Source organism: Pacificoceanicola niger (assembly GCF_048553275.1).
In the GTDB taxonomy this organism is placed as follows: domain Bacteria; phylum Pseudomonadota; class Alphaproteobacteria; order Rhodobacterales; family Rhodobacteraceae; genus Pacificoceanicola.
On sequence record NZ_JBLZMW010000001.1, the window covers coordinates 533445 to 545524 of the forward strand.

At 64.4% G+C, this 12080-nt stretch carries 11 protein-coding genes; 7 read left to right on the top strand and 4 right to left on the bottom strand.

Going from position 1 to position 12080, the window contains the following annotated elements; genetic code table 11:
• Positions 1–113 precede the first annotated feature (113 nt).
• The 3 genes from ACN2XU_RS02500 to ACN2XU_RS02510 all read right to left on the bottom strand — a co-directional run bounded on the left by ACN2XU_RS02500 (position 114) and on the right by ACN2XU_RS02510 (position 3262).
• Complete coding sequence (locus ACN2XU_RS02500; protein ID WP_419408801.1) at positions 114–1055, bottom strand: carbohydrate ABC transporter permease; 942 nt, start codon at positions 1053–1055, stop codon at positions 114–116.
• Positions 1048–1938, bottom strand: a complete 891-nt coding sequence (locus ACN2XU_RS02505) for a carbohydrate ABC transporter permease (RefSeq protein WP_419408802.1) — start codon at positions 1936–1938, stop codon at positions 1048–1050. The genes ACN2XU_RS02500 and ACN2XU_RS02505 overlap by 8 nt, the downstream gene beginning before the upstream one ends.
• Before the next feature lie 88 nt (positions 1939–2026).
• Positions 2027–3262, bottom strand: a complete 1236-nt coding sequence (locus ACN2XU_RS02510) for an ABC transporter substrate-binding protein (protein WP_419408803.1) — start codon at positions 3260–3262, stop codon at positions 2027–2029.
• A 198-nt stretch (positions 3263–3460) separates the two neighbouring features.
• Here ACN2XU_RS02510 and ACN2XU_RS02515 point away from each other — a divergent pair, with 198 nt between their 5' ends.
• The 7 genes from ACN2XU_RS02515 (at position 3461) to ACN2XU_RS02545 (ending at position 10557) form a co-directional block, all read left to right on the top strand.
• Positions 3461–4495, top strand: coding sequence for a LacI family DNA-binding transcriptional regulator (locus ACN2XU_RS02515; RefSeq protein WP_419408804.1), 1035 nt, complete (start codon positions 3461–3463; stop codon positions 4493–4495).
• 145 nt (positions 4496–4640) lie between these two features.
• Positions 4641–5033, top strand: coding sequence for a cytidine deaminase (locus tag ACN2XU_RS02520; RefSeq protein ID WP_419408805.1), 393 nt, complete (start codon positions 4641–4643; stop codon positions 5031–5033).
• A complete protein-coding gene (locus ACN2XU_RS02525; protein WP_419408806.1) occupies positions 5030–6322 on the top strand; it encodes a thymidine phosphorylase in 1293 nt (430 codons plus the stop codon). Before ACN2XU_RS02520 ends, ACN2XU_RS02525 begins: the two co-directional genes overlap by 4 nt.
• On the top strand, positions 6319–7521 hold the full coding sequence (locus ACN2XU_RS02530; RefSeq protein WP_419408807.1) for a phosphopentomutase: 1203 nt from the start codon (positions 6319–6321) through the stop codon (positions 7519–7521). The genes ACN2XU_RS02525 and ACN2XU_RS02530 overlap by 4 nt, the downstream gene beginning before the upstream one ends.
• A complete protein-coding gene (locus ACN2XU_RS02535) occupies positions 7518–8546 on the top strand; it encodes an adenosine deaminase (RefSeq protein WP_419408808.1) in 1029 nt (342 codons plus the stop codon). Before ACN2XU_RS02530 ends, ACN2XU_RS02535 begins: the two co-directional genes overlap by 4 nt.
• Positions 8547–8561: 15 nt before the next feature.
• Positions 8562–9194, top strand: a complete 633-nt coding sequence (gene upp / locus ACN2XU_RS02540; RefSeq protein ID WP_419408809.1) for a uracil phosphoribosyltransferase — start codon at positions 8562–8564, stop codon at positions 9192–9194.
• A gap of 79 nt (positions 9195–9273) precedes the next feature.
• A complete protein-coding gene (locus tag ACN2XU_RS02545; RefSeq protein WP_419408810.1) occupies positions 9274–10557 on the top strand; it encodes an SPOR domain-containing protein in 1284 nt (427 codons plus the stop codon).
• Positions 10558–10671: 114 nt separating this feature from the next.
• Here ACN2XU_RS02545 and ACN2XU_RS02550 read toward each other — a convergent pair whose 3' ends face one another.
• Positions 10672–11697, bottom strand: a complete 1026-nt coding sequence (locus ACN2XU_RS02550; protein ID WP_419408811.1) for a hypothetical protein — start codon at positions 11695–11697, stop codon at positions 10672–10674.
• Positions 11698–12080: the final 383 nt, after the last annotated feature.

Below are 12080 nucleotides of genomic sequence, written 5' to 3' on the forward strand. Positions count from 1 at the left end.
CTGGGGCCCCATGTGTGCGTGGTGCGCCTCGGCGCGCGTGTTTCTTCTCTGTCCAAATATCCTGGGGGTCTGGGGGCGACGCCCCCAGCCTGTGGTCGGCGGCAATCGGTTCATCATCCCTTGACTGCCCCGGCGGCAATCCCGCGTACGAACAGCTTGCCGGAGACAAAGTAGATGATCAGCGGCACCAGCCCGGTCAGCAGCGTTGCCGCCATGTTGACGTTGTATTCCTTCACGCCCTGCACGGAGTTGACGATGTTGTTGAGCTGCACGGTCATCGGATAAAGGTCCGGCTTGGTGTAGATCACGCCAAAGAGGAAGTCGTTCCAGATGCCCGTGACCTGGAGGATCATCGCGACGACGAAGATCGGCAGCGACATCGGCAGCATGATCTGGAAGTAGATCTGCCAGAAGCCCGCCCCATCCACCCGTGCGGCCTTGAACAGCTCCTCTGGCACGGAGGCAAAGTAGTTGCGGAACAGCAAGGTCAGGATCGGCATGCCGAAGACCGAATGCACGAGGATCAGCCCCGTCAGCGAGCCATAGAGCCCGATCTCGCGCAGCATGATCACGATGGGGTAGAGCATCACCTGATACGGGATGAAGGCCCCGATGATGAGCACGGTAAAGAAGAACTCCGCCCCCTTGAACCGCCAGTTGGCCAGCGCGTAGCCGTTCACCGAGGCGATGGCGATCGACAGGATCACCGAGGGGATCAGGATCTGCACCGAGTTCCAGAACCCGCGCGACAGCCCGTCACAATTGAGGCCGGTACAGGCCTGCGACCAGGCCTTGACCCATGGCTCGAAGGTGATTTCAACCGGGGGCGCAAAGATGTTGCCCATGCGGATTTCCGGCATGCCCTTGAGCGAGGTCACCACCATCACGTAGAGCGGCAGCAGATAGTAGAGCGCCACGATGATCAGCGTGCCGTAGATCATGATGTTGCGTCCGGAGATGGCCTTTTTCGGTTTCGGGCCACGCGGGCCGGAGAGCGCGCCCGAGGCCGCGTCGGCGCCTGCGACGGTGGCGGAGAAAGTTGCCGGATTAGCCACGTTTCTTTCCTCCGAATTCAAGGTAGGCCCATGGGATGATCACGATGGTCACCGCCAGCAGCATCATCGTCGAAGCGGCAAAGCCCTGTCCGAGGTTCTGCGCACCGAAGAGATAGTCGTAGACGTATTTGGCGGGCATTTCGGTGGCGAGGCCGGGGCCGCCGCCGGTCTGCGCCACGACGAGGTCATAGACCCGCACGATGCCGGTGGCGATGATCACTAGGGTCGTGATCAGCACCGGCTTCATCATTGGAATCACGATGAAAATATAAGTCTTCCACGCCGGGATGCCGTCCACGCGGGAGGCTTTCCAGATGTCTTCGTCGATGCCGCGCAACCCCGCGAGCATCAGACACATAACAAGCCCCGTGCCCTGCCAGAGCCCGGCGATCAGGATACCGTAGATGGCAATATCCGGATTGTACAATGGATCGAATTCAAAGCTCTCGAACCCGAGACCCCGCACGATATGCTGCACACCCAGATCCGGGTTCAGGATCCACTGCCAGACAAGGCCGGTCACGATGAATGACAGGGCGAAGGGATAAAGGATGATCGTCCGGAAGGTGTTCTCAAAGCGGATCTTCTGATCCATCAGCGCTGCCAGCACAAAGCCAAGCACGAGGCTCGCGATCAACATGCAGATGCCATAGATGAACAGGTTTTCGATCGAGATCAGCCAGCGTTTGCTGTCCCAAAGCCGCTCGTATTGATCGAGCCCCTTCCACTTCCACTTCGGAAGCAGGCGGGAGCCGGTGAAGGAATAAGCAATCGTCCAGAGGCTGCCGCCGATAAAGACGCAAAGCACCGTGATGATCATCGGGATCGCCGCGATCTTGGCGCTGAGGTTTCGGAACAGGCTACTCGGGCGTGACGCGGCCATGGGCGCACCTCGCGTTCTGTCGTGTCAGGGCAGGGGTGATGCGGCGCCGGTCCATATCCGGACCGGCGCCGCGTGTCGGGTTTCCCCGTCAGTCAGCGTCGTCGATGATCTCGGCGAAATCAGCCTGCGCGTCCTCGGGCGTGATGCTCGGGTCGGCAAAGAACTGAACGAATAGATCCTCGATCTGCACGCGGGTGTCCGAGCTGATCAACTGGTTCACATCCGGCAGCGAGTCGCCGGTGGCGAGGATCTCAAGTCCTTTTTTCATACAGTCGTTTGCCGCCTCCAGATCGACATCGCCGCGCACCGGCAGCGAGCCTTTCTTGAGGTTGAAGGCCACCTGAACCTCGGGTTCAAGCAACAGCGCTGCCAGATCGCCCTGCGCTGCGCTTTTCTCCTCATCGTCCAGAACCGGGAAGTAGAAGGCGTCTCCGCCCGCTTGCAGTGTCTTGTTCACGCCCAAACCCGGCAGGCAGGTGTAGTCCTCGCCCGCGGTCATGCCCGCAACCTGAAATTCACCCTGCGCCCAGTCCCCCATGATCTGACCGCCGGCCTGACCGGTGATGACCATGTTGGTTGCCTGGTTCCAATCTTGCACGTTGCTGTCGGCGGCCATCTCGCGCGCGTCGGCGGCGGCCTTGAAGATCTTGGCAACGTCTGGGCCGGCCGCAACCTCTGCGTCCTTGTCCTGATAGACCGACATATACACGTCTTTGGGCAGCAGCGAGATCATCATGACGTTGAACGCGCCGGACTGTTGCCATCCCTGTTTGCCCATGGCCATCGGCGTGATGCCTGCCTCTTGCAGCTTGGGCGCGGCGGCGACAAATTCATCCCATGTGGTCGGGACTGGCACGCCCGCGGTCTCATAGGCCTTATGGCTCAGCCACAGCCACTGCCATGAATGGATGTTCAGCGGCGCACAGTAGACGCGGCCATCGAGGGTGCAGGACTCGAGCAGCGAGGGCGGGTTGATCACCTCGGCCCAATTGCCCGCTTCGGCAACGTCCGTCAGGTCGCGCATCAGCCCCGCTTCGACCAGTTCCTCGGCTTGGCGGCCATGGTTGAACTGTGTGGCAGCCATGGGGTCGCCACCCGTTATGCGGGAAATCATGATCGGGCGGGCGGTGCTGCCACCGCCGGCAATCGCGCCATCAACCCATTTGTGTTCCGTCTTTTCATTCAACGCCTTGGCCAGTTCGGCCACGGCCGCAGCCTCCCCGCCGGACGTCCACCAATGGGTGACCTCCAGCTCGGCGGCGGATGCCGCGCCCGCGGCGCAAAGTGCCGTGGTTGCTGCAAAAAGAGTACGCAGGTTAGTCATTGTAGTCCTCCCTAAAGACCGCCTCCCCGCGGCCTGACTGTCACGTGACGACCCTTTGGTGGCCGCTCTTGTAATCGTTTACATTTCCCGGCAAAGTCAGGAGTGAAAACGATTACATGTATGTTCAACCGGGATCGGGGCTCTTGTCAAGACTCAGCTTTGAGGTGAGATGGGGCCCGCAGGGACGGGGGAGAGGGAATGATACAGAAAACGGTCCGTATTCAGGACGTTGCCCGTGCGGCAGGGGTATCCACCGCGACGGTAAGCCGGGCGCTGTCAAACCCCGGCATCCTGTCCGAAGGAACGCGCAAGGCGGTGCAGGACGCGATTCGCGAAACCGGGTATCGGGTGAACAAGGCGGCCCGCAACCTGCGCAAGCAACGCGCCGGGGCGGTGCTGGTGCTTGTGCCCAATCTCGGAAACCCGTTCTTTTCGCAGATCCTCGCCGGGATCAGTGCGCGGTTTTCCGGGACGGATTACGCCGTGCTGATCAAGGACACCGACGGGTTCGCGGGCGGGCCGGGCGCCTTGGTTGAGTACTTTCTCGATGCGCGGGTGGACGGGATCATCTCGCTTGACGGGGGATTGAACGCAGGCCAGCTTGCGGCCTTCTCCGATCATGGCGTCGACGGGCGCGTGGTTTTTGCCTGTGAATGGGTGCACGATTGCCCGCTGCCCTCCGTTCGCAGCGACAACGTTACCGGCGCGCAGCTGGCGGTGCGGCACCTGCACGGTCTTGGCCATCGCAAGATCGCCCATGTCACCGGGCCGGAGGGCAACGTGCTGACCGCCGCGCGGCGCGAGGGGATGCTGGCCGAGCGCGACCGACTGGGGCTTCCGGCGCACCCGGACTGGATCATGCGCGGTGATTTCTCGATGGAGTCGGGGCAGGCGGCGGCGCAGCGGATCATCGCCATGGACGAGCGCCCGACAGCGGTGTTCTGCGCCTCGGACATGGTGGCGTTCGGCCTGATCGCGACCCTGACGGAGGCCGGGGTGCGGGTGCCGCAGGACATCTCAGTGATCGGATTTGACGATATCGAAATGTCGCAGTTCTACATCCCCGCGCTGACCACGATCCGGCAGAACCGCCGGCGACTTGGTGTGCGGGCGACCGAGCTCTTGCTCGACCGGCTGGAGGGGGAGATCACCGCGGCCCCTGACGTGGGGCTGGTCGAGCTGGTCGGGGTTGCGCTGATCGAACGGGCAAGTACGGCCGCGCCAAGAGCGTGACGGAGGAGTCGCACCGGACCACCGCGCGCTGCGGGCAACCTTCCGCAAGGTTTCGCGCTTGCGGGGAAGTGCGTTTGCCAAAGCCCCCTTGCATTCACCCCACGCGCTTCGCAACATGGGCGGACCTGCCAAGGAGAGTCCTGTCATGTCATTGTCCGACGCCGCCCGTGCGGTGCGTGAAAACGCCTATGTCCCCTATTCCAAATTCAAGGTCGGCGCGGCCATCCGCACCCCCTCCGGTGCGACTCACGCCGGGTGTAACGTCGAGAATGCCGCCTATCCCGAGGGCACCTGTGCGGAGGCCGGGGCGATTGCCGCGATGGTTGCCGCGGGCGAGACCGAGATCGCCGAGGTTTATGTCATCGCGGATTGTCCGGCGCCGGTGCCGCCCTGCGGGGGCTGCCGCCAGAAGCTGGCGGAGTTCGCGAAGGGCGACGTCCGGGTGACGCTGGCCACGCTCGACGGGCAGGAATTCGTGACAACGGTCTCCGATCTGCTGCCCGGCGCCTTCACCCCGGATCATATGGACCGCACATGACGGATGCCCGCCGCATCATCGCGCATCTGCGCCGGGGCGAGACGGTCTCGGCCGAGGATCTGCGCTGGTTTGCCAGGGGGCTGGCCGATGGGTCCGTGTCCGATGCGCAGGCCGGAGCCTTTGCCATGGGTGTCTGCCTTCGCGGTCTGTCCGATGAGGGGCGTGTCGCGCTGACGCTGGCCATGCGCGATTCCGGTCACGTGATGGCCTGGGATCTGGACGGGCCGGTGGCGGACAAGCATTCCACCGGGGGCGTCGGCGATTGCACGTCGCTGGTGCTTGCCCCGGCGCTGGCGGCCTGCGGGGTCTATGTGCCGATGATCTCCGGGCGCGGGCTTGGCCATACGGGCGGAACCCTCGACAAGCTGGACGCCATCCCCGGCTATGCCACAGCGCCGGACGAGCGCCGGTTCCGGCAGGTGGTCAAGGACGCGGGCTGCGCCATTGTCGGGGCCTCCGCCGCCATCGCCCCGGCGGACAAGCGGCTGTACGCCATTCGCGACGTGACCGCGACGGTCGAGAGCATGGACCTGATCTGCGCCTCCATCCTGTCGAAAAAGCTCGCGGCGGGATTGCAGGCGCTTGTGCTCGACGTGAAGACCGGTTCCGGCGCCTTTCTCAAAACGGTCAAGGAGGCCGAGGCGCTCAGCCGCGCGATGGTCGACACGGCGAACGGCGCGGGCTGCAAGACATCTGTGCTGATCACCGGCATGGACGAGCCGCTCGCCCCCTCGCTTGGCAACGCTCTGGAGGTGGACGCGGCCATGTGCGTCCTGACCGGCCGCCAGCAGGGGCCGCTTTATGATCTGTCCGTAGCGCTGGGCGCGGAGGTGCTGGCCAATGTCGGCATCGAGGACGGCGCGGCCAAGCTGCGCGAGGCCATTTCCTCCGGCGCGGCGGCGGAGCGCTTTGGCCGGATGGTTCATGGCCTTGGCGGGCCGACCGGTTTTGTCGAGGACTGGCGGCGCTACATGCCGGAGGCCCCGGTGATCCGCGCGGTGGAGGCCGAGAGCGATGGCACGGTGGCCAGCATCGACGGTGAGGCGCTGGGCCTGGCCGTGGTCAGCCTCGGTGGTGGACGGCAGGTGGAGACCGATCAGATCAATCCGATGGTAGGCCTGTCGGAAGTCACCCACCTTGGCGCCAAAGTGAACACCGGCGACGTGCTCTGCCGCATCCACGCCGCCCGCGTCGAGGAGGCCGACGAGGCCGAACGCACGATCCGTCAGGCGATCCGCTTCGGCAAGGCCCCGAAGGTGCAACCGCTGGTGCGGGAGCGCATCGCGTGAGCCGCGCCTTTCTCATTGTCATGGACAGTGTCGGCATTGGCGGCGCGCCGGATGCGGCAGAGTTCTTCAACGAAGGTCGGCCCGACACCGGGTCCGACACCCTTGGCCATATCGCGGCGGCCTGTGCCGCAGGCAAGGCAGAGCAGGGCCGCTCCGGCGCGCTGCATGTGCCGACCATGGCCGCGCTCGGCCTGTTCGATGCGCAGGCTCTGGCCACCGGAAAGCAGCGACCGGACGGCACGCCGACAGGGCGCTGGGGCGCGGCCACGGAAGTTTCGAAGGGCAAGGACACGCCCTCCGGCCATTGGGAATTGGCGGGGTTGCCGGTGCCGTGGGATTGGGCCTATTTCCCCAAGACGGTCCCGGCCTTCCCGCAAGACATCACCGCGCGGGTCTGCGAGATCGCCGGGGTGGATGGCATCCTTGGCAATTGTCACGCCTCCGGCACGGCGATCATCGAAGAGCTGGGCGAGACGCATATGCAGACGGGCAAGCCGATTTGCTACACCTCCATCGACAGCGTGTTCCAGATCGCCGCGCATGAAGAGAGTTTCGGCCTCGATCGGCTTTACGATCTGTGCGCGCGCCTCGCGCCGATGCTGCACGAACGCAAGGTCGGGCGTGTCATTGCGCGTCCGTTTGTCGGGGCGCCGGGCGCATTCGAGCGCACCGCCAACCGCCACGATTATGCCATCCGGCCGCCCGCCCCGGTGCTGACCAACTGGGTGCAGGATGCGGGGGGCAGGGTCCATGCCATCGGCAAGATCGGCGACATCTTCTCGATGGAGGGCATCGACGCGGTGCGCACCGGCGCGGACGCGGCGCTGATGGATCATCTTTCGGAGCTTGTGGACACGGGCGAAGACGGCAGCCTGATCTTCGCCAATTTTGTCGAATTCGACAGCAAGTACGGCCACCGCCGTGACGTCTCGGGCTATGCCCGGCACCTCGAATGGTTCGACGCGGAACTGGCCCATCTGCTTCTCCGCCTGAAAGACGGCGACTTACTCATCCTGACGGCCGATCACGGCAATGATCCCACATGGCATGGCACCGATCATACCCGCGAACGGGTGCCCGTGCTGGTGGCCGGTGCCGGGGCGGGGGAGTTTGGGCACTGTGCCTTTGTCGACGTGGCCGCCAGTGTGGCGGCGCATCTGGGGGTGCCGAACCAAGGCCCCGGAAGGAGCTTTTTGTGAAGATCGAAGACCGCGAGCCTTTGGACGACGAGGCCATCGACGCCATAACCCGCCTGCCCAAGGCAGAATTGCACCTGCATTTCGAAGGCGGCGCGCCGCCCGGATTCATCCGCGATCTGGCCAAGAAAAAGAAGGTCGATCTGAGCAAGATCTTCAACGCCGACGGCTCCTATGCTTACCGCGATTTCGTGCATTTCCTCTCAGTCTACGAGGCGGCGACCTCTGTTTTGCAAACACCGGAGGATTTCGCCCGGCTTTGCACCGCCGTTTTGGAGCAAAGCGCCGAAAACGGCGTGGTCTATTCCGAAACCTTCCTCTCTCCCGACTTCTGTGGCGGGGGCGATGTGGTCGCGTGGCGCGAATACCTGCACGCCATCCGGGAGGCGGCAGAGGCGGCGGAACGTGCGCATGGCATCACCCTGCGCGGCATTGTCACCTGCATCCGCCATTTCGGCCCGGATCAGGCCAGAACGGCGGCGCGCTGCGCGGCGGAGACGGCAGACGACTGGCTTTGCGGCTTCGGCATGGCCGGGGACGAGAACATGGGCAAGCAAAAGGATTTTTCCTACAGCTTCGACATGGCGCGCGAGGCGGGGCTCAAGCTCACCTCACACGCTGGCGAATGGCGCGGCCCACAGGAGGTGCGCGAGGCGGTGGAGGATCTTGGCGTCGCCCGCATCGGCCACGGCGTGCGCGCCATCGGCGATCTGGCCACCGTGGACATGTTGGCCGAGCAGGAGATCACGCTTGAGGTCTGCCCCGGCTCCAATGTCTTCCTCGGCGTCTTTCCTTCGCTGGACAAGCATCCCATCGATCAACTGCGCGAACGCGGCGTGAAAGTCACCGTCTCCACCGATGATCCGCCGTTTTTCCACACCACGATGCGCAAGGAATACGCCGCGCTTGCGAAAACCTTCCGCTGGGACGCGCAGACCTTTACAGAGCTGAACCGAACCGCCATGAGTGCGGCCTTCTGCGATGCGGAGACCCGCGACGCGGTGCTGAAGAAAATAGACAATCCGTAAAGGAGCCGAGGGACCATGAGTGATCACCTGACCGTCGTCGACCATCCGCTGGTGCAACACAAGCTGACGCAGATGCGCAAGAAGGACTGCTCCACCGGCAAGTTCCGCCGCCTGCTGCGCGAGATCAGCCTGCTGCTCGCCTACGAGGTCACCCGCGAGATGGACATGACCACCGAAGCCATCGAAACGCCGATGTGCCCGATGGACGCGCCGGTGATCGAGGGCAAGAAGCTGGCGCTGGTGTCGATCCTGCGCGCGGGCAACGGCTTGATGGATGGCATTCTCGAATTGATCCCCTCCGCCCGTGTCGGCTTTATCGGCCTGTACCGGGACGAAGAGACGCTGCAACCGGTTGAATATTACAACAAACTGCCCTCCAGCATGGAAGAGCGGCTGACCATCGTCGTCGACCCGATGCTTGCCACCGGCAACAGCTCTGTCGCCGCCATCGACATGGTCAAGGCCTCCGGCGCGACCAATATCCGCTTTTTGTGCCTGCTCGCCGCCCCCGAAGGCGTCGCGCGCATGAAAGAGGCGCATCCCGATGTGCCGGTGATCACCGCCTCGCTCGACGAAAAGCTGAACGATCTGGGCTATATCGTGCCCGGTCTTGGCGACGCCGGGGATCGCATGTTCGGCACCCGTTGAGGGCGATTCCTTAAGGTTTCGCTGCTTTACAGGGACGATTCCTTCGTGCAATGTAAGGTCACCATCTGTGGGGGCAGACATGACTTTGAAATCTTTGACAATTTTCGCGCTGGTCGCGGCCGGTATGGGCATAGCCTCCACCGCGGCAATGGCGCAGGGGATCGACGCGATCCCCGCCAACTTCCCGCCGGCGTCCTATCAGGGGCGGCAGTTTGTCGACAACAAGGGCTGCGTCTTTGTCCGCGCAGGGTTTGACGGAACGGTGACCTGGGTTCCGCGCGTGACACGGCAGCGCAATCAGATCTGCGGCCAGACGCCCACCTTCGGCGGTGGCGACTCCGTGACGGCGGCTGCTCCGGCACCCGCGCCGCAGCAGCGCCCGGTGCAGATCACCAACGATGCACCGGCGGCGGCCAAGCCCGCTCCGGGCATCAAGGTTGCGACGCCCTCCGGCAATATCCGCGTGTTGCAAAGCGATCCGAACGTTCTGCGTCCTGCGGGCCAGACAGCCGCGCGACAGCCGGTGATCGTACAGCGCGCGCCCGCGTCCAAACCTGCCGCCGCCGAGCCGCCGCGCATGGTGCGCCGTGTGCCTGCGCCGATGACCGTGACACCGCAGCCCGCGCCACGTGAAATCGTCCGCGCCGCGCCGCCTTCCACCGGCGCCGGTCCCTGCATCAATGGCTCCAGCACCCGGATCGTGGACGGGCGACAGTACGTCTCCGCCTGTGGCACACAGCGCGCGCCGCAGGTCTCGACCGTGCGTCGCGGCTGGAAGGACAGCGCTCTTTCTCCGTCGCTCGCGCCCGAGACGCGCATCGTTCCGCGCAAGATCTATCAACGACAGCAGCAGGTCGTCGTGAACAATGTCCCCGAGGGCTATCGTCCGGCGTGGTCCGATGACCGGCTGAACCCCTATCGCGGCTATCAGACGGTGCAAGGCTATCGCGACACGCAGCAGGTCTGGACCAACACGGCGCCGCGCATTCTGACCTCTGACGCCCGCCGCCACATCCTCAAGGAGCCCCCGATTGCCTATGTCGGCAATGCGCGGCGCTATCCCGTGCCGGTGATCTCGACCGGCGGCACAGCGACGAAAGAGCCGGTTATTTCCACGCGCTCGACCCCGAAGGCCAGCGGCGCGCGGTTTGTTCAGGTCGGTGTTTTCACCACCGAGGCAAAGGCGCAGGCCGCCGCGTCGCGTCTGTCTGCGGCCGGTTTGCCGGTGCGCTTCGGCACCTTTAGGCAGGGTGGAGAGACATTGCGCCGCGTCATGGTCGGCCCTTACAACTCCGAAGCTGCACTCAACGCCGGTCTGCGCGCAACGAAATCCGCAGGCTACGTGCAATCCTACCTGCAGTAATGCGCTGACAGCGCATCCATGCGAAACGCCCCGGGAGCGCATCCGGGGGCGTTTTTCTTTGGGGGGCGGGGGCATCGTGTTTCAGACCATCCTGGCCAGTCATCGGACAAACCGTCAGGCGCCGCAGATCCCCTGCAGCCGCACCCAGTCCGCATCGCTCAGAACCTCGCGGCTTGCCAGCCCCGCGCGCGGATCGGCCTCGATCAGGGGCAGAGTGCTCTCTCCCGTGATGTCACGGGCATAGGCATAGGGCGTGCTGCGCACCTCGGCGGCGGCAAAGGCCTCCAGCAAGGGAGCAGAGCGCGCCGGCGCTTGATCGGTCTTGAGCAGGATCTCGGCGTATTCGGCGAGCATCTCGTTGGGCAGCGCGCCGGTGGTCACCAGTTTCAGGCTGGCCAACAGCCCGGCATGGTCGAGCAAATCGGCCAGCGGGTCGCTGCCGTCGCGGCGCACGGTTTCGGCAAGGATATAGCCCGCCGCCACGTCCGGGTCCTCGTGATCCTCGATGACGGAGCGGTTCAGCAGGATCAGGCCGCCGGGCAGGTGCACGCTCTCGCGCACGCCCTGCGGCACGACGACAACCGACCCCTCGCGCCCCGGTCCGAGCAGCCGCAAAGCCAGCCGATCCAGCGGCCGAACCGCCTCGGCGGCGCGGCAGGGGGTGCCGGTCACGCGGGTCATGTGGCTCAGAAGATTGCGCCCGATCTCGATGCGTTTGACCGGCGGAACCACGGTCACCGCATAGCGCTCCAGCGCGGAGGGCAGCCAGAAGACGGCGCCGGCGGCAATCACCGCGACAAAGCCCAAACCAAGGAAGAGCCGCAGTTTTCCCGGTTGGGGGCGCCGCCGGTCGATGGCCTTAAGCAGCCGGTCGACGCCGGCGATCATTACCTCTTCGCCCTCGGGCAGCTCCAGCGTCTCGCCGGGATCGCCATCGGGATGGTAAATCGCCGGGATGGCCGCCCCGTTCGCCCGGTTGACCGCCGCCAGCGACCAATGGCCAAGGATTTCGCCGCGGATCGAGGAGATGGTCAACGTGGCGTCGCCGAGCGAAACGATCACCTCACGCCGCTGATCCTCGGGCGCGGCGCGCCAGAGGCCGGTGGCTTCGAGCCGGTCGAATTCCTTGAGTGCGGTCATGGGGGGCTGCTCTGCCTCGCTTTCGCATCAGGGTAGCATGGGCCGATGGGGCGGGCAATCTGGCATGAGGCGCAGGGATTGCGGTAGATGGCTCCGTCATCAACCTGCCGACGAGACCAACATGGCCCATGACCATACGGTGCTTTGGTCAATCAACCTCGACGGCGAAACGACGCGCCTACCCCACCCGCCGAGTCCGATGGCCCCCCGGATGCCACTTGAAGAATGAATACTTGCGGGGCAAGTCGGATTGGGGGCCAAACAAACTTCACTGCCGATCGCCGACTTGGCAGTTGAGGGGTAATCCCCCCCGATTTTAAGGGGCTGCAAACGTAGAATTTTCTCGGCAAGATGAACGAGGAGATTTCGAATGAAGACAAGCA

What these genes read in the sequence shown, in the direction of transcription:
- upp (WP_419408809.1), top strand. Translation starts at nt 8,562, where the DNA reads ATGAGTGATCACCTGACCGTCGTCGACCATCCGCTGGTGCAACACAAG.
- ACN2XU_RS02520 (WP_419408805.1), top strand. Translation starts at nt 4,641, where the DNA reads ATGTCATTGTCCGACGCCGCCCGTGCGGTGCGTGAAAACGCCTATGTC.
- ACN2XU_RS02525 (WP_419408806.1), top strand. Translation starts at nt 5,030, where the DNA reads ATGACGGATGCCCGCCGCATCATCGCGCATCTGCGCCGGGGCGAGACG.
- ACN2XU_RS02545 (WP_419408810.1), top strand. Translation starts at nt 9,274, where the DNA reads ATGACTTTGAAATCTTTGACAATTTTCGCGCTGGTCGCGGCCGGTATG.
- ACN2XU_RS02510 (WP_419408803.1), bottom strand. Translation starts at nt 3,262, where the DNA reads ATGACTAACCTGCGTACTCTTTTTGCAGCAACCACGGCACTTTGCGCC.
- ACN2XU_RS02505 (WP_419408802.1), bottom strand. Translation starts at nt 1,938, where the DNA reads ATGGCCGCGTCACGCCCGAGTAGCCTGTTCCGAAACCTCAGCGCCAAG.
- ACN2XU_RS02550 (WP_419408811.1), bottom strand. Translation starts at nt 11,697, where the DNA reads ATGACCGCACTCAAGGAATTCGACCGGCTCGAAGCCACCGGCCTCTGG.
- ACN2XU_RS02515 (WP_419408804.1), top strand. Translation starts at nt 3,461, where the DNA reads ATGATACAGAAAACGGTCCGTATTCAGGACGTTGCCCGTGCGGCAGGG.